The organism is Streptococcus sp. Marseille-P7376, from assembly GCF_902460385.1.
Taxonomy (GTDB): domain Bacteria; phylum Bacillota; class Bacilli; order Lactobacillales; family Streptococcaceae; genus Streptococcus; species Streptococcus sinensis.
On sequence record NZ_CABPTS010000001.1, the window covers coordinates 185,535 to 209,334 of the forward strand.

Annotated in this window: 23 protein-coding genes and 1 pseudogene; 3 read left to right on the forward strand and 21 right to left on the reverse strand. The window is 41.9% G+C overall.

Features of this window, described 5'->3' with window-relative positions; genetic code table 11:
* Positions 1 to 128 precede the first annotated feature (128 nt).
* The 3 genes from FZ952_RS00745 to birA all read left to right on the forward strand — a co-directional run bounded on the left by FZ952_RS00745 (position 129) and on the right by birA (position 2,996).
* Positions 129 to 962, forward strand: coding sequence for an AraC family transcriptional regulator (locus FZ952_RS00745; protein ID WP_003031194.1), 834 nt, complete (start codon positions 129 to 131; stop codon positions 960 to 962).
* A gap of 82 nt (positions 963 to 1,044) precedes the next feature.
* Complete coding sequence (locus tag FZ952_RS00750; RefSeq protein ID WP_148880233.1) at positions 1,045 to 2,046, forward strand: LacI family DNA-binding transcriptional regulator; 1,002 nt, start codon at positions 1,045 to 1,047, stop codon at positions 2,044 to 2,046.
* Between the two features lie 14 nt (positions 2,047 to 2,060).
* Positions 2,061 to 2,996 (forward strand): bifunctional biotin--[acetyl-CoA-carboxylase] ligase/biotin operon repressor BirA, encoded by a 936-nt coding sequence (gene birA, locus FZ952_RS00755; RefSeq protein WP_148880234.1) that lies wholly within the window; start codon positions 2,061 to 2,063, stop codon positions 2,994 to 2,996.
* 107 nt (positions 2,997 to 3,103) lie between these two features.
* Here the strand turns inward: birA and FZ952_RS00760 are convergent, their stop codons facing one another.
* From FZ952_RS00760 to FZ952_RS00870, 21 genes and pseudogenes are all read right to left on the reverse strand, one after another.
* A complete protein-coding gene (locus tag FZ952_RS00760; protein ID WP_148880235.1) occupies positions 3,104 to 3,295 on the reverse strand; it encodes a DUF3272 family protein in 192 nt (63 codons plus the stop codon).
* Positions 3,296 to 3,333: 38 nt separating this feature from the next.
* Complete coding sequence (gene dnaX, locus FZ952_RS00765; protein ID WP_148880236.1) at positions 3,334 to 4,998, reverse strand: DNA polymerase III subunit gamma/tau; 1,665 nt, start codon at positions 4,996 to 4,998, stop codon at positions 3,334 to 3,336.
* Entirely contained in the window at positions 4,998 to 5,495 is a 498-nt protein-coding gene (locus tag FZ952_RS00770; protein WP_037617253.1) for a GAF domain-containing protein, read from the reverse strand. The genes dnaX and FZ952_RS00770 overlap by 1 nt, the downstream gene beginning before the upstream one ends.
* Before the next feature lie 29 nt (positions 5,496 to 5,524).
* Positions 5,525 to 6,358 carry an alpha/beta fold hydrolase gene (locus tag FZ952_RS00775; protein ID WP_148880237.1) on the reverse strand — a complete coding sequence of 278 codons (834 nt, stop codon included), beginning with the start codon at positions 6,356 to 6,358 and terminating at the stop codon, positions 5,525 to 5,527.
* Entirely contained in the window at positions 6,355 to 6,999 is a 645-nt protein-coding gene (locus tag FZ952_RS00780) for a Type 1 glutamine amidotransferase-like domain-containing protein (protein WP_148880238.1), read from the reverse strand. Before FZ952_RS00780 ends, FZ952_RS00775 begins: the two co-directional genes overlap by 4 nt.
* A gap of 162 nt (positions 7,000 to 7,161) precedes the next feature.
* Positions 7,162 to 7,746, reverse strand: coding sequence for a uracil-DNA glycosylase family protein (locus FZ952_RS00785; protein WP_148880239.1), 585 nt, complete (start codon positions 7,744 to 7,746; stop codon positions 7,162 to 7,164).
* Positions 7,747 to 7,798: 52 nt separating this feature from the next.
* A complete protein-coding gene (gene pepV / locus FZ952_RS00790) occupies positions 7,799 to 9,205 on the reverse strand; it encodes a dipeptidase PepV (protein WP_148880240.1) in 1,407 nt (468 codons plus the stop codon).
* 79 nt (positions 9,206 to 9,284) lie between these two features.
* Positions 9,285 to 9,890, reverse strand: coding sequence for a nitroreductase family protein (locus FZ952_RS00795; RefSeq protein WP_148880241.1), 606 nt, complete (start codon positions 9,888 to 9,890; stop codon positions 9,285 to 9,287).
* 264 nt (positions 9,891 to 10,154) lie between these two features.
* Entirely contained in the window at positions 10,155 to 10,700 is a 546-nt protein-coding gene (locus FZ952_RS00800; RefSeq protein ID WP_037617215.1) for a hypothetical protein, read from the reverse strand.
* A 295-nt stretch (positions 10,701 to 10,995) separates the two neighbouring features.
* The gene (locus FZ952_RS00805) at positions 10,996 to 11,835 is read right to left on the reverse strand and encodes a metallophosphoesterase family protein (protein ID WP_148880242.1); all 840 of its coding nucleotides are present in this window, start codon (positions 11,833 to 11,835) and stop codon (positions 10,996 to 10,998) included.
* A gap of 54 nt (positions 11,836 to 11,889) precedes the next feature.
* Entirely contained in the window at positions 11,890 to 13,590 is a 1,701-nt protein-coding gene (locus FZ952_RS00810; protein ID WP_148880243.1) for an AAA family ATPase, read from the reverse strand.
* Positions 13,587 to 14,564, reverse strand: a complete 978-nt coding sequence (locus FZ952_RS00815) for a hypothetical protein (protein ID WP_148880244.1) — start codon at positions 14,562 to 14,564, stop codon at positions 13,587 to 13,589. The genes FZ952_RS00810 and FZ952_RS00815 overlap by 4 nt, the downstream gene beginning before the upstream one ends.
* Before the next feature lie 76 nt (positions 14,565 to 14,640).
* On the reverse strand, positions 14,641 to 16,470 hold the full coding sequence (gene uvrC, locus FZ952_RS00820; protein WP_148880245.1) for an excinuclease ABC subunit UvrC: 1,830 nt from the start codon (positions 16,468 to 16,470) through the stop codon (positions 14,641 to 14,643).
* 219 nt (positions 16,471 to 16,689) lie between these two features.
* Positions 16,690 to 17,736: a dTDP-glucose 4,6-dehydratase gene (gene rfbB / locus FZ952_RS00825; RefSeq protein ID WP_148880246.1), complete on the reverse strand. Its 1,047-nt coding sequence runs from the start codon at positions 17,734 to 17,736 to the stop codon at positions 16,690 to 16,692.
* 392 nt (positions 17,737 to 18,128) lie between these two features.
* The gene (locus tag FZ952_RS00835) at positions 18,129 to 18,722 is read right to left on the reverse strand and encodes a dTDP-4-dehydrorhamnose 3,5-epimerase family protein (RefSeq protein WP_015605114.1); all 594 of its coding nucleotides are present in this window, start codon (positions 18,720 to 18,722) and stop codon (positions 18,129 to 18,131) included.
* 4 nt (positions 18,723 to 18,726) lie between these two features.
* Complete coding sequence (gene rfbA / locus FZ952_RS00840; RefSeq protein ID WP_148880247.1) at positions 18,727 to 19,596, reverse strand: glucose-1-phosphate thymidylyltransferase RfbA; 870 nt, start codon at positions 19,594 to 19,596, stop codon at positions 18,727 to 18,729.
* Between the two features lie 145 nt (positions 19,597 to 19,741).
* Positions 19,742 to 20,566 (reverse strand): annotated as a pseudogene (gene tmpA / locus FZ952_RS00850) (ZIP family manganese transporter TmpA).
* 22 nt (positions 20,567 to 20,588) lie between these two features.
* Positions 20,589 to 21,059, reverse strand: a complete 471-nt coding sequence (locus FZ952_RS00855; protein WP_148880248.1) for an 8-oxo-dGTP diphosphatase — start codon at positions 21,057 to 21,059, stop codon at positions 20,589 to 20,591.
* A 1-nt stretch (position 21,060) separates the two neighbouring features.
* Entirely contained in the window at positions 21,061 to 22,155 is a 1,095-nt protein-coding gene (locus tag FZ952_RS00860) for an NAD(P)/FAD-dependent oxidoreductase (RefSeq protein ID WP_148880249.1), read from the reverse strand.
* 11 nt (positions 22,156 to 22,166) lie between these two features.
* The gene (locus tag FZ952_RS00865; protein ID WP_148880250.1) at positions 22,167 to 22,964 is read right to left on the reverse strand and encodes a Nif3-like dinuclear metal center hexameric protein; all 798 of its coding nucleotides are present in this window, start codon (positions 22,962 to 22,964) and stop codon (positions 22,167 to 22,169) included.
* Positions 22,951 to 23,640, reverse strand: coding sequence for a tRNA (adenine(22)-N(1))-methyltransferase (locus tag FZ952_RS00870; RefSeq protein ID WP_148880251.1), 690 nt, complete (start codon positions 23,638 to 23,640; stop codon positions 22,951 to 22,953). Before FZ952_RS00870 ends, FZ952_RS00865 begins: the two co-directional genes overlap by 14 nt.
* Positions 23,641 to 23,800 lie beyond the last annotated feature (160 nt).

Genomic DNA, 23,800 nt, shown 5'->3' on the forward strand with positions numbered 1-23,800 from the left:
CATATTTACTAATATTTTACCTTTTGAAATCGCTTCCTAAAATAGAATTATGTTAGGGAAATATGGTAAAATGTTAGGTGACAATAAAAAATACAATACTATTTCTAATGTACGGAGATGTAAAAAGTATGCTTATATTTTCTGAATACCAGACGGGAACAATTGATTTATTATTAGACTTTTACGGCTATGAGGATTGCCAGCCGAACTATTCTTTCGGGCCTGCTATTCGTGACGGTTTCGTCCTTCATTTTATTACAAAAGGCAAAGGTGTCTTTCACTATAAAGGAGAACAAATTTTCCTGAAAGCTGGTGATTTATTCCTACTAAAACCAAACGAACTAACTTACTATAAAGCAGATTTTGAAGATCCTTGGTCCTATTATTGGCTCGGAATTAGTGGAACAAAGGTTTCGGATTATTTTAACTTATCAGAAATTGGCAAAACAGGATTTCTAAGAAACTCAAGTACTAGTCCTACTGATAGTTTGGGAAAGTTTATTATAGATATTATTCAAGAAGCTGAACATTCCCAATCTACCATGTTAAGTCATTTACAACTTCTCGCCATGCTCTATGAACTACTATTTAAACTAGGGAAACTCGCACCAAACCAACAGCTCCTGAAACAACAAAATTCCACTTATCAGTTGTATATAGATACCAAACGTATTCTAGAAACTCGCTATCCGCTTGAACAACTGAGCATTCAAGGTATTGCTAATGAACTAAATGTCAATCGCAGCTATTTGACAACCATTTTTAAAGAATACAATGGACTCTCTCCCAAAGAGTATCTGCATTATATACGCATGCATCGAGCTAAACAACTCCTCGAAAGCACCCGTGAACCTATCCAATTTATCGCCTATTCTGTCGGTTTCTCAGATCCCCTTTACTTTTCAAAGGCTTTTAAAAAATATTTTGGCTTTTCACCCAGCTCATTTCGAGAACAAAGTTAAGTTTTACTAAACTTAACTTTGATATTTACTATTTTTTGAGTTATAATTTATGTAGACAGTAAATTAAAAAGGACCAAATCAAATGGCTACGATTAAGGATATTGCCCAGGCTGCTGGGGTCTCTCCCGCTACGGTCTCCCGCGTACTCAACTACGACCCTGCCATGTCAGTCAGTGATCGCACCCGAAAAAAGATTTTTGACATCGCTGAGCAACTAAACTATAAAAAATCAAGAAAAACTAAGCCAAACAGGACTCAAGCCTACCGTATCGGGCTTATCGAATGGTACACCGAGCAGGAGGAACTCAATGACCTCTACTACTACTCTATTCGCTTGGGTATTGAAAAAAAAGCCCAGGAATTGGGCTATGAGATTCTCAGAGTGTTTCAAAACGATTCTCTTGAGCTATTGAAAGGCATTGATGGCTTGATTGCCATCGGTAAATTCAGCCCAGTTCAAATTCAACAGCTGGAGCAGTACAGCAACCACTTAGTTTTTGTCGACAGTGATACGCTTAATGCAGGCCACAGCTGTGTAACAGTTGATTTTGAGAATGCTGTACAGAAAGTTCTTCAGCACTTCATAAATGCTGGTTTTGAGCAGATTGGCATGATTGCCGGACAAGAAAGAACCTCTGACCAGACTAGTCTAATCAGCGACCCTCGTTTGGCAAGCTTTCAGCAGTATCTGTCTGAAAAAGAAATTTATCAACCTGACTTCGTTAAAGTAGGCAGCTTTTCTTCGGAATCAGGCTATCAGATGATGACTGAGCTTCTTAGCGAGTACAAAAACCAGCTGCCACCCGCCTTCTTCATCTCTAGCGATGCTTTGGCTATCGGTGCCTTGCGGGCTCTGCAAGAACACGGAATCCAGGTTCCCCAAGATGTCAGCATCATTTCATTTAATGATACCTCTATTGCTAAGTACATCTATCCAAGTCTCAGTACAGTCACTGTTTTTACAGAAGAAATGGGCAAGCAGGCTCTGCATATTCTGGATCAAAGTTTAGCATCCGAAGAGGATTCCATTCCCTATATGGTCAAACTTTCTACCAAGCTGACCATTCGAGAAAGCAGCATCTAACAGAAAAAGAACGAATGAAAACCTACGAAAAATTATTTACCATTCTCAGCCAAGCTGACGATTATGTTAACGGAGAAAGCCTGGCTCAGACATTAGGCATTTCCAGAACCTCCATTTGGAAGGCCATTCAGCGCTTGGAAAAGGAAGGTGTGCAGATTGATTCTGTTAAAAATCGTGGCTACAAGCTTAAAACAGGAGATTTACTGATTCCAGACCTGATTGAGCAAGAGGCACCTGTCAAGGTTTCCTTCAACCCCAACTGCCAATCTACTCAGATGGATGCAAAAGCAGGTATGGAAGCGGGTGGTGAGGCAAACACCCTCTATCTGGCTGCTGCTCAATCCGCCGGCCGCGGTCGCTTCGGACGATCCTTTTTCTGCCCCAATCAAGGTGGCTTTTATATGTCCCTCCATCTCAAGCCCAACCTGCCTTTTGAGCAAATTCCTTCCTATACCATTCTGACAGCAGGGGCTATTTATAAGGCAGTCAAAAATTTGACCCTCATGGATGTGGACATCAAGTGGGTCAATGATATCTACTACAAAAACAAGAAAATTGCTGGCATTTTGACCGAAGCCACTACTTCAATTGAAACTGGTCTCGTCACAGATGTCATTATCGGAGTTGGTTTTAATTTTTGCATTAGTGACTTCCCCAAAGAATTGCAAAATAAAGCAGGATCGCTCTTTAGCGCCCCAGCTCCCATCACCAGAAATGAATTGATTACCGAAATTTGGACCTGCTTTTTTGAAAGTGACCCAGAGGAGCTCATTTACCTTTACAAGAAGCAATCCCTAGTCCTTGGCCGACAAGTAAGTTTCCACCAAAACAATCAAACCTATAAGGGGATCGCCCGTGACGTCTCTGACAGCGGGCAACTCCTAGTCCAGTTGGAGAACGGACAGGAAATCTGGCTCAACAGCGGGGAAGTTTCCCTCATCAGCTGGTAAAGGCAAAATGGAAGCAACTGCTTAGCTAGCACCTTTCGGAAGATAAGAAAAATGGCTCCTTGTCACCTACTGTAGTGACAAGGAGCCATTTATTTCACTTTGAACATTTACTTATGCTTCAAATGTTTATCAATTTCATCCACAATCCGCCCCATGACATAGCTAATTTGCAGATTACGCCCAATCAGAATAGCCCAGAAAATAGCCATCAGATAGTGCTCAGACATGATTGCCTCATTAAAAAAATATGTTTCTAGGGCTGTAAAAGCCGCCATTACTATAAATTGTCGTCTATTCATTCTTCCATTATAGCATGAAAAATCATAAAAATCTAAATTCAATCATCTTGTACGGTGATTTTCTCTGCTAAGAAATCAAATCCCTCCGGTATCCAGCTTCCTTCTTGCTTTTCGGCTGCTTCTGCTTTATTGCTACGACTTCTAGCTGAAAATTCTGCCCGAATTTGAGTCCAATCCTCTAGGGAAATGGCCAGAATATCTGGTGAAAACCCAGCAACATTGCTCAGCAGATTCCCAAACATGGTATTGAGATTTTCTCTTTTCATGGTCTGCTCAGCGTTGAAATGAGACTCAAATGCCAAAATAGCATGATTTTCATTGGCTGCGACTGGCTGAGAACCAATGAGCAAGGCTTTGTCCGCGCCCGCCAGACTCTCGATGATTTCACCCCAAGCATTTTGCAGCTTGGTCAAATTGCCACGAGCTAATTCAGGATTTTCCACCGCTTCTTCCAAGATGGCATTGACCTTATTACGGTCCACCCGATAAGTCTTGGATTTCTGAGGTCGTACTTCTGCTCTTTTAACTGCTGGAGCTGGCTGACTGCCGACATTGGCTAATTGCTGCTTGAGCTGCTGGATTTCCTGCTTGAGATTAGTCAACTCTTCTGCCAAGTTGTCAGGAATCTCATCCAAGCCTGTTTTTTCCTCGGCCAGCCGAATGGTCATCATCTCTGTATAAATCTTAGGCTGCAAGCTATTCTTGATGTCTACCAGACTCTTGGTCGCCGTCTCAATCATGGCAAAGAGAGCATCCTGCGGTGTCTTGAGATTTTCCAGAAAAAGCTCACTAGCATGAGTATTCTCCCCACCAGTTTTGACAATAAGCAAATCACGCAGATATTGCAGGAGGTCCGTCACGAAACGGGCCATGTTTTTGCCGCTGTCAAAAATCAGATTGAGATTATCCAAGGCTGTGACTGCATCATGAGCAATCAAGGCAGCTACATAAGCATCCAAGGCTCCCAAACTGATAGAGCCTGTGATTTCCTCAGCAATGTCCGTAGTCAAACGATTTTCCTGAGTCAAGCTAAGAGCCTGATCGAGAATAGACAGGGCATCTCGCATCCCGCCTTCAGCTCGACGGGCAATAATCTGCACACCTTCTTGCTCAAAATCAATGCCTTCCTGCTCCAAAATCCACTCAATATGGCCAATAATGTCCTGAGTCTTGATAGACTTAAACTCAAAACGTTGGACGCGAGAAAGAATAGTCGCTGGAATCTTATGCAGCTCTGTCGTCGCTAGGATAAAGACGACGTTTTCTGTCGGTTCTTCCAAGGTCTTGAGCAAGGCGTTAAAAGCCCCTGTCGAGAGCATGTGCACCTCGTCAATGATATAGACCTTGTGCTTGGCCAGACTAGGCGCATAGGTAGACTTGTCCCGAATATCACGAATCTCATCGACCCCATTATTAGAAGCCGCGTCGATTTCGATGACGTCTTCAAGGCTCCCCTCAGTGATAGCCTGACAGATATAGCAATCATTGCAGGGCTCGCCGTCCTTTTGATTAGGACAGTTCATAGCCTTGGCAAAAATCTTGGCAACACTGGTTTTTCCTGTTCCACGCGGGCCAGAGAAGAGATAGGCATGGCTGATTTTCCCTTGCTCCACAGCCTGCCGCAGGGTGGTGGCTACTACCTGCTGCCCCACCAGCTGACCAAAGGTCTGACTGCGGTATTTCCGATATAAAGCTTGATACATTAGGCTTTTTCTCCAAACATTTCAAAATTCCAAGTCGTTTTTTCAAGCAAAATCTGGACGAACCTTTCCAGATATTCTTGATCTACCTTATCATAATCACCCGTCAAGGCTGAGTCCAAATCCAGCACTCCCAGAAGGCGACCGTCTTTTATCATCGGCAGTACAATCTCACTCTTAGCCCTGCTATCACAGGAGATATAGTTGGCATGCTGGGTGACGTCATCCACAATGATCGTCTGCTCTTTCTCAGCTGACTCCCCGCAGACTCCCTTACCTAATGCAATGTGGACACAAGAAACGCCCCCTTGAAAGGGCCCCAAAATCAGCTCGCACCCATCAAAAAGATAGAAACCAGTAAAAACAGAATTAGGCAGGGCTTGATTGAGCAGGGCGCTAGCATTCGACAGATTTGCCAAGGCATTGGTCTCACCATCCAGCAAGGCTTCCAACTGATCTAGCAACAGTTGATAATTTGAAATTTTATCTTTTGTATTCATAGAGTCTATTATATCAAAAAGCCGGTCTTTCAACCAAGCTTTTCTTTAATTTTGTTATTCAAAAATTCATTAATCAGTCTATTTACAATATCGGGTTGGTCGGTATTAGAATTATGTCCCGCCTTATCAATCCATTTAACAGACTTTCCAGTATTTCTTTCATAGGCCTTCAAATATCGTATGCAAGACCCTGCACGATCTTCTTTTCCACATATAACCAATTGTGGACATTTTACTTCATAAGATAGATTCTTCTCTACTGCTTCTGAAAATATCTTATATCCGTATCCCGCAAGACGAGCATACCTTTCTTGATTGCCATCATAAACCATCATCATATCATACATCAGTTTTCTTCCATAATCTGTTGTTGATACGCTTTTAGGCCCAGATTTCAAAAGAGCTTTCCATGGATAGATTCTATAAATTGCCTCCATATTTTTTGAGAGCCACAATTCCATAGCTGTATAATACTTCCTTTGCATGGAAGGTGAATTAATTGTAACAAGGCCTTTTAATTTCTCGGGAAAAAGTTGAGCATAAACCTGTCCTACATATCCTCCCATTGACTGACCAATTAGTATTGGATTCTCTATTCTCTCTTTGACAAATATTCCATCTAGCCATTTCGCCATATCAAACAAGCTAAAATTGAGCTTAAAAGGATAAGATGACGCGTGTCCAGGTGCGTCCCAAACCAAGACTCTATATGTATCTTTAAAATATTCTATTTGTTTTTCAAATAACCTATGGTCAGCAGTTAGCCCAGGTAAAAAGATAAGAACTCTTTGGGATGATTCATCACCATCATTTGTCCAATAGTGAATGACTCCACTTGATGTTTCGTATGTCTTTTCAATCAAAATACTACCCCAATATTCTTATTTATTTTCCACCAAACCCGCACTTCTTCACCCTCCACAAGCACCGCTTGGCTATTATTGATTGGCAGCAGATTGAGCTTGTCTCTGTAAGTATCTAGGATTGCCTGAGTGCTTTCGGAAAAGGGTTCTTCGCCAGCATGAGGAAGGACATAAAAATCCACTTCGTTTAGTGCCGCTGTATCGGACAGTTCACCTGCCACTCCCTTATTATCCATGAGCTTGCTGTAGTCAATATCCTCAGCTGTGATGATAGCACCAGCTGATTCACCCACATAGACCATACCATCTGCAATCTGCTCCCGTATCAAACTGAGCAAATGCTTCTTTTTCAATTCCTGCAAAAGATAGAAGCTATTGCCACCCGCAATATAAAGTAGCTTGGTCTGGAAAATCTTAGCTTGAGCCGTCTCTTGGTCGGTCTGATCCAGGTCTAGAACCTCTACCGCAAAACCTAAATCCTCAAAGACTACTTTTGCCTCATCAATGTAATCTCGATATTCCTCCACATTTCCGGCTGTAGGGATAAAAAGCAGATGGTCGCCCAGACCTTTGTCAGCCGCATAAGACTTAAAAAGGTTCTTGATATCAGCCAAATATGAACATAAAAATAATTGTTTCATGAGACACCTTCTTTATTATTCCTATTTTGCAAATAATCTAGCAATTTGATTTAAAGAGTCATTTCTCACAAATCTAGTCTGAAATCGCCTAACAGTGATACAAATTGTAAGTTTCTACGAAGTGTGACACCCAAAAAATATCTTGTAGGAAGTCTTTTGCTCTCACTTTAATATAATTTCCTGCACACGAGACCGCAAATTTGGCACAATCTGCTCCGCAAACCAAGGATTCTTAGCCATCCAGATTTGATTGCGAGGAGATGGATGTACCAAAGGGAAAAATTCCGGCAGGTAGTCTTGATAATGTTGGACAGTCTCGGTCAGCTTAACAATGCCTTTTTGTTGCAGATAGTATTTCTGCGCATACTGACCAATCAAAATTGTCAGCTCAATATCTGGTAAAAGCTCTAAAATCGGCTGATGCCACTTTTCGGCAAAGCCCTTACGAGGCGGTAAATCTCCAGACTTTCCATGTCCTGGGAAATAAAAATCCATAGGAAGCACTGCAAAATAGCCTGAATTGTAAAAAGTCTCTTCATCAACACCCAGCCATTCTCTCAATCGGTCTCCACTCTTGTCCTTCCAGTAAAGCCCCGCCTGCTGGGTTTTAAGACCTGGTGCCTGACCGACAATGTTAATTCGAGCTTTCTTAGGCGCCGCAAAAAGCGGCTTGATACCCTGCTCTGTATATTTCTGATTTTCTGGATCAGCCATGATGGCCTTGCTAATATCTTCTAGTGTCTGCATGGCAGCTCCTTGCAAAGAAACTCATCTGACAATGCCAAACGAGTTCTTCTTTTTATTTGATTAGCTCGTAGATTGCTTCCGCGTAAATCGCTGCTGCACGGAAAAGGTCTTCTACATCTGTAAATTCGTTGGCTTGGTGCATGGTGTTGACATAGTCTGGGAACATAGCACCGAAAGCCACACCGCGCTTCAAAAGACGGCCAAAAGTTCCGCCACCGATGACTTGCTCATGTCCTTTGAGACCTGTTTGTTTTTCGTAAACACTCAAAAGTGTTGCTACCAATTCATCATCCGCTGGGACATAGTGCGGTGTGTGCTCATGCTCAGACAGGCTCACTGACACGACACCTGGAACTTTTTCAAGATCAGCCTGAATCGTTTTTGGATCAATTCCTTGTGGGTAACGGATGTTCAGAGCAATGGTATTGTCATCCTTAGCACTATCGAAATCGAAAACACCTGCGTTCATACTGAGAGCGCCCATTTTAGCATCTGTATAAGCAATTCCTAACTTCTCGCCAGCGAAATCGTTGTGCAGAACTTGTGCTGCCACTTCCAGATAAGCTTTGGCATCTCCTGCAAAGTCAAATTGATTGAGGAAGAGAGCCAAGTAGGTTGCTCCGTTGATACCATCCTCTGGTGTAGAACCGTGAGCAGACTTCCCAATAACCGTCACTTCAACAGCGTCGCCATTTGCTTTCAGACTAGCTGAAAGCTTGTGGCCAGCCGCAAACTCTTGCAATTTCTCATCCAATTCAGCTGCATCAACTGGTGACGTAAAAATAGCTGTTGCTGATTCAGGTACCATATTCTCGCGAAGTCCGCCAGTGAAGCTCTTGAGTTTAAAGCTGCCATCATTACTGTTACCAAAGTGGAGATATTCTGTGATATTCCCTTTTTCACCGTTAATGATTGGGAACTCAGCGTCTGGCGAGAAGCCGAAATCAGGCTCAGGCAGGCCTACATGAGCAAAGTAATACTCCATGTCTTTCCAGCCAGACTCTTCATCTGTACCTACCACAAAGCGCACGCGCTTAGAAACCGGCAAGCCCAAGTCTTTGATGATTTTCAAGCCGTAGTAACAAGCCATGGTTGGCCCTTTGTCATCAGATGAACCACGCGCATAAAGCTTGCCATCAATGATTTCAGGTTTGTAAGGATCTGTATTCCAGCCACTTCCAGCTGGCACCACATCCATGTGAGCAAAAATTCCTAATTCTTCTTCTCCTTCGCCAAAAGTAAAGTGCCCGGCATAATTGTCCACGTTCTTGGTTTCATAGCCATCACGTTCAGCGATTTCTAAAAATTTATGTAGGGCTTGAACAGGACCAGGTCCAAAAGGATGTTCCTTATCTGCCTTTGAATCGTCCCGCTCTGAGTTAATTTCCAACAGACTGAACAAGTCAGCCAAGAGGGCTTCTCTGCGTTTTTCAACTTCTGCTTTAAAATCAATTGTCATTATTTCACCTCAATACATCATTTGATTTAAAACGAACTATCTATCGAATTAAATCGTAAATTCTAAAAATAGAATTTTATCAACGTTTCTCAATAATCTCATCGACTGGCAAACGATAGCTAGGCTCTAACTTATCGTCTGTATAGCCAACAGTAATCAAGAGCTCTGGACGGAAACGCGCGTCAATCTCCAAAACCTTATTGACTTTGGATTTGTCGAAACCTAAAATGATATTGGATCCGATACCTTGGTCAGTCAGAGCTAGGACAAGATTCATGGCCACCAGACCAGCATTAAGTGCTAAATAATCACTCTTTTGCTGATCATTGTAGCGAGCAAACTCAGCTGGCAAATTCTGCATGTAAAATTGGAGCTGCTCATCTGAGAAATTCCTCACTCCAGCTACGCGCGCAATCTTACGAGCTCGCTTTGTCAAATCTGTATCCGTAAAGAGGGCAATAGTCACTGGCGCTTCCTTAATCTGGGCAACATTTCCACCGAAAGCTGTCTCAGCTAAAGCTTGATTGCGTTCCCGCACGACAACGAACTTCCAAGGCTGACTATTGTGAGCACTGGGGGCCAAAGTCGCAATCTCAATCGCAGTCCGCACATCCCTTGGATCTACGGGCTTATCGTTAAAATGCTTGGTCGCATGACGTTTTTTATTTAACTCAAGAAATTTCATAGTAACTTCCTTTTCTAAATCTACTAGCTTCATTTTATCACATTTTGTAAGAGTTTGCAGGGATTTTCCATGGAAAGGAACCTGACTAAAAAAGTGTTAGGAATGTTTTCAGTAGCTATTCTCTATTTTTACAGATTTCTCTAAATGAGAAAACACTCAGGAACTTGTATATTCAAACTTTTCTCTCAAAGTGTCCTTTCTTTGCTTCTCTTTTTTAATTTTAGCACAGAAAAAGCAGGTGATAGCTCACCTACTTTGTTGATATTATTGTCCAGATGTGAGAGGAGCAAGAGCTTTATAAGCCCCTTCAATCGCTTTCTTCATGGTATCACGTCCTGTTTTCAACTGTTGAACGAATAGGGCACGACTTTGTTCTGGAAGTTCTGCATCGTCTGAGCCAACACTTGAAAGCGTGTCATTAAATGCCTTTCTAGAAGCTTCCATAGACTGAATTGCAGGTTCTACTTGCTGATTGTAAGCTTCTTTCCCAGCCTCTGGGACTTTCTTCCCGATTTCAGTAATGTATTTTTGGTAGTTATCAATCAGCTTCCCAAAGAGAGCTTTCATATCGCCAATTGTCTTAGCATTGTCGATTTCTTCGTCAGTCAAGAGAACAATTTCTGACAGTTCTGCATCTGAACTAGCCGTTTTTGATGAAGTTTCAGAGCCACTTGATTGATTCTCTGAAGTAGATTTTTTTTCTACCGAGCTTGAAGCTTTACCAGAAGATTCTGAAGCTGTTTTTCCTGAGCATGCTGCTAAAGTGATAACTGATAAAAGCGCTACACTAGCTGTAATAATTTTTTTCATTATTACCTCCTGTAAATAAAGAATACATATATTATAATACAATATTATTTTATTGTCAAATCATAGCTGAAGCACGTTTGTGGCAAGCCAGCCAAATTCCCTTTTCAAGTTCTGCTACCTCTATTCTATATAATAATTCCAAATACTAGGATGTTGCTAAAAGGGGCTTTACACTTTGGTTTCTTATGTCTAACATGATACTTCTCCAGTCTATTATCATCCAACAACTTCATTAGTATGACTAGATGATTTAGCTACTCTAGCTTTCTTTTTTCACCTTTCCTTCTCTAGGGGATTAATCGTCGTTTTCTCCAAAAAATTTTCTCACATCCTCAGTGTAACCGTACTTGTCATTCAAGTAAGCCAACAATCCTCGATTGTGCCCTTGATAATTATCTTCACGTCGTAATTCTTCGTACATTTCGATAAAAGGGAGAGCTTTATCTTTGGCCAATTCCAACTCTGCCTCGTAATCATAGGCGACTTTCCGGAATTGGATATTTACCAGTTCCCCGTCTTCAACTTCAATCAAGGCATACTGGGCACGGTGATTTTTCAAGGCCGACCAATCAAAATAGGGCATACCAATCGAACCAGGGTTGATAATTTGTTGCCCTTGACTGCCATAGCGAAGCAACTGCTTGTGGACATGACCGTAAACTGCCACATCAGTCTCCTCATCAAGTAGCTGGTCAAATTTTTCCGTCCCATTATCAACCAGTAAGTCACTCCCATAGTTTTTGTCAGGCAAGTTATGAGAGAGCGAAAAACGCAGGCCATCAATTTCTTTCTTCGCAACCATAGGCAGACTCCGCAGCCAAGCGATCTGATCAGGATCCATTCGCTCCATCAAATACTGCGTCATACGCAAGAGCTGGACTTCCTGTGGGTCTTCTAAGCCATATTGTCCATCTAAAGCCTCTAAGACACAATCATCCCAGTTTCCGCAGACAGCCGCTGTAATAGGAAGACCTTTTAACAAGGCTAGCAAATCATTTTCTCCCGGACCAGGGAGGAAAATGTCCCCCAAAAGCCAATATTCTGTCGCTTCCTGTCTTTTAGCATCTGTCAGAACTGCCTTCAAAGCCATGGTATTCCCATGTATATCAGAGAGAATTGCAATTCTGTGGTTCATCTTATCACTTCCTATTCTTTGGTTTTTCTATTTAAAATAATTTATGTACAAATACTATTTATCCGCATTAGAATTTCTTTTATTTTCTTTAATCATTGCTCTGACCTGCTCACGCTGCTCCTCATTAAGATTCAACTTCTGCAGTTGTTTTTCAATACTAAATTCTGAGGTATAGTATTTCTTATCATACATCTCTAATAATTTATTACGAAGAATAGGCTCGCTGATCAAATGAATTTCTTTTAAAAGTTTCTCGTCTTCGTTTCCTTCCTGTTTCTCTTCTCCGTTTAATCTATCAATCATAGAATTAATTTTTGCTAAGGCAAAATCACCATAAATGTTATCAATCAAATTTTCCTTCATGATTTCTTGGATATTCTTAGCGAAAGTGTTTTGAAGAACTTTACCTTCTGAATATCCAGTTTCTTGATTCTTTTCAAGCATAATCACATTTCCTGGTTTAATATCCGAAAGCATGTAGGGAGAGTGGGTTGTGAAAATGAGTTGGAAGCTCATTCCTCCTATTTTGTTGATTTTATTTATATAGTCCACTAAAAAATTAATTAAGTTTCTAGACCATTCAAGGTGCATCCCCATCTCTATTTCATCAATTAAAATTATGTAGTGATCACGGGAAATATTATGAGATAAAACTCTTCTAATCTCACTAATTAAAAGTAAAAGATTAGTTTCTCCAGTAGACATAGTAATTGCAATCTCGGAAAATAATCTTGTCTTTTTTTTATGACCTAGATTTTTATCATCTAAATATTTGTTAAAACTTTTATTAAATTCTAAAAATAATTCAGGTAACTCCACTTGATATCTATAAAATATATTAACTATTAAAAAATTTGTCTTTCTGTTAATATCCAGCTCAGTTGTTATCTTTTGCTCTTTTTTTAAGTCATGTATAGTTCTCCAAACTTCACGTACTGATTCATCTTCCATTAAATCTAGTCCCTCAAGAAAGTCTTCTTTAAATTCAGCAAACTCTCTAAACCGTTCGGCTTTTGTTTTGTTTTTATATTCCTCAAATTTCATATAAGGAAATATATCTTCTATGTTTTCAAGTTGTATTTCCAATTTTAATTTCAGGTCCGATTTAATTAGTCCATCCTTATACAAATTTTGATAAGTTTCAAAAATATCGCTAGGATATGCTTCTGTGAAATGTCTGTTAATAATAGTTTGATGATTTTTATTTTTATTATATACACTGTACCTCTTAAGCTTTTCTTTAAAACGACTTTGTAAGAAGCCAAGTATAATACTTGAAATATTTGGATTTTTTCTACTATCTCTATTTTCTAAATTATATATAGAACTCTTAATGCTACCTTTGTTTTTTCCCTCCGTAAAAGTAGAGAATCCACTCATCAGCTCACCATCAAAATAAAGACTATATTTACTACTATCAAAGAAATTATATACGAACTCAAAATATAATTCTGTTTCACTTTTTAAAACTAAACAATATATTTTATCTTCAATAAAAGCTTCCTCATTTTGAAATACATCATAATGTACAAGCATATTTAATATGCTTGACTTCCCTGTACCATTTATCCCTGATATTAAACTAATATTATTAACTGATCTTCCATAAAAATTTTCAATATAATCTGGATTTTTATCAATTTTTAATTCATTCGTTTCAAAATCAAAATCAACTTTATATTCGTCTGAAAAATTAAATATTTGATTTTTAAAAAGCTCATCGTACTGTTTAATCACCAAGGCAATTAATTTCATTCCTCTTCTCCTATCAGTCCCATTTCTCTACTAATATCTGTAACCATTTTTGAAAGTGGTCTTTTCCCATAATTTTCTTTATCTGTGTAGTGACCTGTTATAAAGCGATTCAACTCAGCTTTTCTCAATTCATGATTTGTTTGATTTAAGATTTTTGACAAACCATCTCTATAACTATCTGTATATACTTCTTTTTTCCAAATCAATTCATTTACTACATCAATGTGACTTTGATATAGCTCCTCTATACCCAAAATACGAATTCCATTTTTAAAGTCAATATTATGAGAATTAATTTTGATTTTAATCTCATCGACAGACTTTGGAATGTATGTAAACTTTACATCATCGAATGGAAAACTAGTATCATAGGGACTATATTCTAAACCCTTATTTGATTTCACATGATTACAGCTATAACAACTAGGAATTAAATTGTAAAATGAAACGGAAAACAGTGGATAGCTGTCTTTTGGAGAAAAGTGGTCTAGTTGAGCAGTGTTTACTACTTTAGTCTGACTGTTAATCTCTTGTTTGCAATATCGACATTCTTTTTCAGCCTCATCAATTACTAATAATTCTTGACTACAATTATTACAATGAAGTACTTTATATGTTGAGTTTATATAATTACGATTGCAATACGGGCATACCGAAACGTTCTTTAAATCAATTATTTTCTTCCTTAATCTCGAATCTATCTTTCCATAGGATTTTTTTAAATACTCTGTTAATTTAGGTTCATTAACGATAAAATTATCCAACAATTTTTTACATTCCTCTAAAAATAAATACTCCGCAGACATTATCTTTAGAAAAGCATCCTTTTCACTCTCAAGTCCTGGTATATTATCTGTGACCCATTTATTTAATTCATTTTTAAATTCAGGATAATCTTGAAAATTCATTTTTCTATATAATGCCAAGCAAATTTTTTCAACTTCAGACGGATTTGATTTTTCTATAGGTATCATGATTGTCTCTCCATTCTGGCTCACTTCTTTCCCATTATACCACAAAAAGACCGTTTTCACGGTCTTAGTTTATATATTAACTATCCAATTCTGCTAAGGGTTCTGCCACTTCTAACAAGGGACGGGATGGCTCTGTTTGATTGAGTTTTGCCTGCACAGCTTCTGCCACCGCTCGCGGTACTCCGACTTCGACGATTTCATCCACACTGGCTTCTTTAATCTTTGTCAGAGATTTGAAGTGTTTCATGAGATTTTGCTTGCGTTTTGGCCCCAAGCCTTCGATACCATCCAGTTTCGATGAGAAGGAATTCTTAGACCGGAGCTGACGGTGGAAGGTGATAGCAAAGCGGTGGACTTCATCTTGGATGCGCTGGAGGAGGAAAAATTCCTGAGAATTACGAGATAATTCTACGACTTTCAGAGGATCGCCAAAGAGCAATTCATGAGTCTGGTGCTTGTCATTTTTTTGCAGTCCAGCGATGGGAATATCCAATCCCAACTGATCCTGGATAACTTCTTTAGCGACATTGACCTGGCCCTGTCCACCATCAATGACAATCAGATCTGGTGGCGTCAGCCCGTCACGTATCACCCGACTATAGCGTCGCTTGATGACCTCTCTCATACTGGCGTAGTCGTCCGGCCCTACCACGGTCTTGATCTTGTATTTGCGGTAATCTTTCTTACTAGGTTTACCATTGACAAAGACCACCATAGCTGAGACGGGACTGGTCCCCATGATGTTAGAGTTATCAAAAGACTCGATTCGGACTGGTGTCGGAATATTGAGGAGCTTCCCTAGATTTTCTATAGCGCCCTGCGTTTTCTCAACGGATTTCTCCAAAAGGTCAAATTTCTGCTGGAGACTGACCCGAGCATTCTTGATAGCCAGATTGACCAACTGCTTCTTCTCGCCTCGTTGGGGCTTAAGCACCTTGGTATCCACCATGGCTCGGACAGCTTCTTCGTCAATATCTGCCGGAATCAAAATTTCATTGGGCTTGAGGTGGGATTTTTCCTGATAGAACTGGCCGATATAGGTCAAAAAATCCTCATCAGGATCATTGTAATAAGGAAAGAGATTAACGTCACGCTCGATTAGCTTGCCCTGGCGGACAAAGAAGACCTGTACGCACATCCAGCCCTTATTTACATAGTAACCAAAGACATCCCGATTCTGTAAATCCTTGGCCATAACCCGCTGCTTGGTTCGCAAGGTGCCAATAGCTTGAATCAGGTCACGATATTCAGCTGCTCGCTCAAACTGCATAGCTACAGCTGTTTTATTCATCTTATCACGGAGCTCATCGATAATCTTATCGTCCTGACCTTTGAGAAAATCCGACACTTCCTGAGCCATATTCTTGAAATACTGGCTATCCCGCTTGCAAATCGTATGGGCTTCGCATTGCCCCAAGTGATAATAAAAGCAGACTTTTGCAGGTAGATTGGTACATTTTTTGAAAGTGAAAATTCGATCGAGCAAACGCTTGATTTCATTGGCTGCACCGACATCTGGATAGGGGCCAAAATAGAGCCCCCCATCCTTTTTGACTTGGCGCGTGATAATCAGACGCGGATAGACTTCGTTGGTAATCTTAATAAAAGGATAGGACTTATCGTCCTTGAGCATGATATTGTACTTGGGCTTATTTTCCTTGATTAGATTGATTTCTAGGAGCAAAGCCTCAATGTTGGACTCGGTGACAATAAACTCAAAATCCTCAATCTCGGAAACCAAGGCCTCCGTCTTGGTGTCGTGGCTGCCACGGAAATAAGAGCGAACCCGATTGCGGAGATTCTTAGCTTTTCCGACATAGATAATGATACCGTTTTTGTCTTTGTGAATGTAACAGCCGGGACTGGTCGGCAACAGTTCCAGCTTTGATTGGATTAGCTTGTTCATAGATCTATTATAGCAAATTTTTTTAAAAACTTTCTTTTGAAAAATCTACTCTAAGAGGCTAAACATTACGAAAAAGAGGCTAGGACAATAATCGTCTCAACCTCATTTTTGTATCATAAAAGATTCAGATAGGCCTGGTAGCTAATTCCTACGATTTGAGATAGGCTACTAAAAACTCTACATTTTTTACCTTGTCTCGCACACCTGCTTCAATCTAATTTATTTAATCACTTCCTGAGTCTTAGCGTAGTTAGCTTCAACTGCTTCTTTTTCTGATTTCCACCAGTCTTGATTATCCGTGTACCACTTGATTGTTTCTTTGAGACCCGCTTCAAAGTTGGTAAACTCAGGCTTCCAGCCTAGCTCATCGCGGAGCTTGCTAGCATCAATCGCATAGCGGAGGTCGTGACCGGCACGATCTGTCACATGGTCATAAGCGTCAGCTGGTTGTCCCATTTCCTTAAGAATCAGCTCCAGCACTTCCTTATTGTTCTTCTCACCATCAGCACCAATCAAGTAAGTTTCACCGATTTGTCCCTTGGTCAGAATCGTCCAAACACCTGATGAATGGTCATTAGTATGAATCCAGTCACGAACGTTTTTACCTTCACCGTAGAGTTTTGGCTTGATACCACTCAGAATATTGGTGATCTGGCGCGGAATGAACTTCTCGATGTGCTGGTAAGGACCATAGTTGTTTGAGCAGTTAGAAATAGTCGCTTTGACGCCAAATGAGCGCACCCAAGCTTTAACGATCAAGTCTGAAGCCGCCTTGGTTGATGAGTAAGGCGAGCTTGGATTGTACTTGGTTTCAGCCGTAAACTTCTCACCTGGACCTTCTCCATGACCTGGCAAATCTTCACGCAGAGGCAGGTCACCATAGACTTCGTCAGTTGACACATGGTGGAAACGAATGTCGTATTTACGAGCTGCTTCCAAAAGTGTGTAAGTTCCGATGAAGTTGGTGTGGATAAATGGACTCGGATCATTGAGCGAGTTATCATTGTGGCTTTCTGCCGCATAGTGAACAATCGCATCAGCTTCAGCTGCCAGCTTGTCCACCAACTCAGCGTCAGCAATATCTCCAACAACCAACTCAACGCGGTCGCCTAAAATTTCTTCAATATTGGCACGATTACCCGCGTAAGTCAGCTTGTCCAGCACTGTCACATGAACATCTGGAAAGTTATTGTAAACATAGTGGACAAAGTTAGAACCGATAAAACCAGCTCCACCTGTCACGATAATTTTTTTGTATTCAGTCATTTTTATTCCTTAACTTTTTTATAATTGCCTTAAGTGGTAGGGACGCAAGCAAACCTTCGGTTTCATTGCTTATTTTTGAGCCTAATGTCTCAAAAATCTCCTATCATGAGGCTGGGACAAAAGTCCTAGCCTCTCAATTGTCTTTGGATTGTCGATCAAGACGCAGTGGTTGAGTGGGCTCTACTACGCTGATTTCATCAGCTTTTACAGCCCTACTCAACTGTGCGGAGGTGGGACGACGAAATCGAATTCTAATGAATTACCGATTTCTGTCCCACTCTCATGATTTACACCCCAGCAGCAATCATTTCTTCCACTCGCTTCGCTCGGATAGGAGCTGAGCTAAATCATATATTTCAATATAAATTAATGCATCAGAAAAGAATTCTTTTTTACAAATCTTCTTTTCTTAGAGGTTTGACATCCTTAAGTAGCGGATGGTTCTTGTCTGCTTCTGAGACTTCTGCTGCTTCTAGGTTTTCCCACTGGATGCCTAAAGCTGGGTCTGCATAGTTAACAAAGGCATACTTGGGTTTGAGTTCCAAAGCCCAATAGTCATTGACCAGATAGCTATAGGAAACAGTATCAGAAAGGACTTGGAAGCCGTTGGCTACACCCCGTGGCACAAAAATTCCCTTGCTGGCATCGATTACTGTCTGGTAGGTATTACCAAAGGTCTCGCCCTCGCGTAGGTCGACCCAAGAACCCAGCACCTTACCGTCATCTGCAACAGAGATGTACTTATCCCAAGGCTCAGCATGAAGACCCCGCAGGACATTTTTACGAGAAAAGCTGACATTATTTTGCAATTTCCCTTCTGCAAAGAAGCTTTCAGGGAAGCCTAGCGGCAGCATTTTTTCCTTTTGGAAATTCTCCTTAAACCAGCCTCGATTGTCCCCGCGAACAGGGATATCAAATTCTAACATTCCAGGGATTCCAGGCACCTCACGCGCTGCTAATTCCTTATCAAAAAATTGTTCCGTCATTATATTACTCTTCTCCAATCAAGCGCAAGAGATAGTGGCCATATTCATTCTTTTTCAACGGCTGCGCCAATTCATACACTTGCTCTTTAGTGATATAGCCCATACGATAGGCAATTTCTTCCAGATTTGCCACCTGAACGTTCTGCATCCGCTGAACTGTTTCGATATATTGAGCAGCTTCTAAGAGACTTTCGTGAGTTCCTGTATCCAACCAAGCAAAACCACGTCCCATAAGCTCAACAGACAAATCACCACGTTCCAAGTAAGCCTTGTTGACATCAGTGATTTCTAACTCCCCGCGAGGACTTGGTTTGATGTTCTTGGCAATTTCTACAACATCGTTATCGTAAAAATAGAGTCCAGTTACTGCATAGTTAGAGCGCGGCTGTTCCGGTTTTTCTTCGATGGAGATAGCATTCATATTTTCATCAAATTCTACTACACCAAAGCGTTCTGGATCCTTGACATGGTAGCCAAAGACAGTTGCTCCTTTTTCCTTAGCAGCAGCATTTTGGAGCATTTTACTCAGACCTGGTCCATGGTAAATATTATCCCCAAGAATCAGCGCTACATTATCATCTCCAATAAAATCAGCCCCAATGATAAAGGCTTGTGCCAATCCGTCCGGACTTGGTTGCTCTGCATAGGAGAGCTTGATGCCAAACTCAGAGCCGTCACCCAGCAGATCCTCAAAACGAGGCAAATCTGCCGGAGTGGAGATAATCAAGATGTCCTTGATACCAGCCAGCATAAGAGTTGACAGCGGATAATAAATCATGGGTTTGTCATAAACCGGCATGAGCTGTTTTGACGCAGCGCGGGTCAATGGATACAAACGTGTACCAGAACCACCTGCAAGAATAATACCTTTCATATGAGTTTCCTCTCTTAATGTATTCTCCTTATTTTACCATTTTTGAAAGCGGATGTCATCCTTTTCACTACCCTTAAACAAAAGAAAAAGAGCGGAATATCCGCTTTCTTCTGCTATTCAATTCTGGTCTAACATCAGCCCCAAATCAGCCCAAAGCTACATCTAGAACCATCATGATGACGAAGCCCACCATGAGGCATAGAGTCGCCACATCGGTATTGCCATTGGTCTGCGAATCCGGTATCAACTCCTCTACCACCACGAAGATCATGGCTCCTGCCGCAAAGGATAAGGCATAGGGCAGAATAGCCGTCATAGCCATGACTGCGACAGCTCCCAGCACTGCTCCGACAGGCTCTACAATAGCCGACATGGCCCCCCAGTAAAAAGCTTTAAGCCGAGACTTGCCATCCGTCCGAATCGGAATGGATAGAGCCGCTCCTTCTGGAACATTTTGCAGACCGATTCCCAAAGCCAGACCAATCGCGCCGACAAAGGCTTTCGGACTAGGATTGGCAGCCAAGGCACCAAAAGCTACTCCTACCGCCAAACCTTCTGGAAAATTATGAATGGTAATGGCTAAAAAGAGCAGAGCCGTTTTGGACAGCTTCTTTCAGCTATGCTCAGGAACACTCTCCGCTTCTGAAATATCCTTGCTTAAGTGCAAGTGAGGCACCACAGCATCAATCAGCCGCAGGAAAAAACCTCCTACTAAAAACCCAATCGCTGCAGGCAACCAGGATAGCTTGCCATAAGAACTTTGCGCATACTCAATCGACGGTACCAGAAGCGACCAAAAGGAAGCCGCAATCATAACGCCTGCCGCAAAGCCCATCATAATGTCCAGCAGCTTGCGACTGACCTGTTTAAAGAAAAATACAATAGCCGAGCCCACAATAGTACAACCCCATGTGAACAGCCCAGCCAAGAATGCCTGCATAACCACAGGCTGCGATCGTAACCAGTCCATAACTTCTCCCTATCCTCTAAAATCAATCATACAAAATCGTCTTGGTCTCGCCGATACAGTGATCCTCCTCATCCCAATAATGAATTCGCTCAAAAGAGCCTTTCCGCCAGTAAAGAGGCAAGCGTTCACGAATATCGGCCTGCATGTCTATTTGGTCAAGTTCCGAAATCTTCCACCATTTGGGCTCCCCTTCATGATCGTTTCCCCTAACTTGACCCTCAAAGGCAGTACAAAGAAAATCGTAATACACATACCGTTCTTTTTTACTCGGATTAGTGAAGCCTGAAAGCCCCTTCAATTCCAAGTTTAGAGCAGTCAGCCCCGTTTCTTCTTTTAATTCACGCCTTGCAGCTTCAAAAAAAGATTCTGGAAACTCCACCTTCCCGCCTGGTTGTATCCACCCTTTAAAATTATCATGCTGGCGATTAAGCAGTAAAATTTCATCACCTTTTTTAACACAAATATTAACCCAATTCAAAATATGTTCTGTCATATCAAACCTTCTTCACATACCTATCGATAGGATAGTCAGCTGGATTCAGCAGCCCCGCTTCTCCTAGAGCCATCTGGGCCAATTGGCGTCCGATGAGCGGACCAGTTGTCAGACCAGAAGATCCTAGTCCGCTAGCTGCGTAGACATGTGGCAAGTCTGGCACAGCTCCAAAGAAAGGAGAAAAGTCGCTGGTATAAGCCCGTGTTCCCACGCGCTCGCCTAAAATCCCTGCAGTAGCCAAGCTTGGAAAATAAGTTTCCGCTTCTTGCTGCAACTGATTCAGAACCGTCCTATCTACCGTCAAATCAAAGCCCTGATCATTTTCATGGCTGGCACCGACGCTGACCTTGCCTGCCAGAAAAGGAATGATATCCAGCTCGCCCTCAGGCATAACAACAGGGTAGTCATCTGTCTGCTCAGCCAGCCTAAAATCACGTAGCTGTCCCTTTTGCGGCCGAACATCTGTCTCATAGCCCAGCGGCTGCAAGATTTCTCCCAGCCAAGCTCCCACAGCCAAGACAACACAATCAAAGTTACAACCATCCACCAGAAGTTGCTCTCCTTCTACTGTCAAGCTTACCTTTTTCTCAACCAGCTCTGCCTTGCTGGCTTTCAGAAGCGTTTCCGTCAAGAGTGCTCCCTCCACACGGGCACCACCGGAAGCATAGAGAAGCCGCTCAAATCCTTGCAAGTCTGGAAGTTTCTCCTGGGCTTCCTGACGACTGAGAAGACTCACCTCCCCAATTAGAGGCGACTCTTCTCTACGATTAGCAGCCAAATCATAAAGCTCCTGCAGCTTGCTCTCATCCTTTTTCAGCAGATAAATACCTGTCTGTTGGTAAAAGTCTGTCTGGATACCAGCCTCTTTTAGTTCCGTAATCAGATCCTGATAAAAATCAGCGCCCAGACGTGCCATCCTGTACCAAGCCTTATTGCGACGTTTGGAAAACCAAGGACTGATAATGCCAGCTGCTGCCTTGGTCGCCTGCCCCTTGCCATCATCAAAGACAATCACTTCCACATCTGGGGATTTGGACAGATAGTAAGCGGCTGTTGATCCGACAATTCCAGCACCAATTACTGCTACTTTTTTCATGTCACTCCCTCTCAAATATGCCGGAAAGGATTGGTCGAAGCCTGACTAGCTAGAATCTCAATCTCCCAGCCCTCTTCTACCTTCCAAGTATCAAATTTTTCTTTTATTTTTTCCGTAAAAAGAACCTCAATATGGTGGCCTGGATCCAGTGCTAAAAGCCCTTCTGTCAGCATTTCCTGAGCAGTGTGATAGTAAATATCACCAGTTATGTAGACTTGCGCTCCCTTGGCAATGGCCTCCGGATAAAAGGACTGACCGCTGCCACCACAAATAGCCACACGCTCAATCACGCGTTCGAGATCTGCTTCTTCATAAGCGACCAGACGCAAACTATCTAGTCCAAAAGTTTCCTTGACCTTAGCCGCAAAGTCCCCAAAGGTCTGAAGAGCTATCTTCCCCACGCGACCAATACCGTGATCAGGACTCGTTTGACTGAGATAACTTGTCTCCTCAATCTTTAAACGCTGAGAGAACCAGTCGTTAAGTCCGTCCTCCACAACATCAATATTAGTATGGCTGACATAGACAGCAATATCATGCTTGATGAGGTCTAAAATCATCTGATTTTGCGCCTTATCCGCCACTAGGTCCTTGAGCGGGCGAAAAATAGGCGCATGTTTAACGATAATCAGTCCAGCACCTGCCGCAATAGCCTCCGCCACCGTCTGCTCGCGGATATCTAGCGCTACTAGGACCTTGTCCACTTCTTTGTCCAAAGTTCCGATTTGCAAGCCTGAAATGTCACCCTCCATGGACAGTTCTTGCGGGCAGTAGGCTTCATAACGAGCGATAATTTCACTTGCTAACATGTAGTACCTCCTTGATACTTTCGATCTTTTGGGACATAGCAGAGCGTTCTAGCTCATTCTTTTCTGGGATGTGGGCTAGAGCTCCTTCAAGTTTCTTCAGTTCTTTCTGCCATCTTAGCTGAAAAGCAGGTGACTGTTGCTTCATCAGAAAAGGTCCGAAACGCTTTTCTTGCTCTGTCAAAGTTTGCTGGCCTGCTTCTGCCACTAGGATTTCATAAAACTTGCCAGCTTCCTCTAAGATATCCTCAGCCAACAAGCAAAAGCCATTGGATACCAGCCAGCTACGGAGTTCATCCTCTCGGTTATTGGGCTGCAAAATCAAGCGGGAAACAGACGCAAGTTTCGCTCTGCCATTTTCCAAAATCTCTGAAATCAAGCGACCACCCATACCAGCGATAACGATGGTGCCAATCTGATCCTCCGCATCAAAAGCCGCCAGACCATTGGCCAAGCGAACCTCAATCTGCTCCGTCAAGCCATGCTCTGCTACATTTTTCTGGGCAGACTGAAAAGGCCCCTCTACCACTTCACCGGCCAGAGCCTTCTCAATCCGTCCCTGCTGAATCAGGTAAATAGGCAGATAGGCGTGATCACTCCCAACATCCAGCAGCTTAGCCCCATCCGGCACGAAAGCAGCTACTCGCTCCAAGCGCTGGGAAATAGTCTTTATTTGCATTGATTACCCTTTTCTAAACAAAATATCTGCCTTCTAGTATACCATTATTAGAGGCATAAAAAAAGTAGTGAACGTAAATATTCCGTTTCATTGTTGAAGATACACTCTGAAACATAAAACAAACACCTTACCAAGAAGTATCCCCCAGCCCATCTCCAAA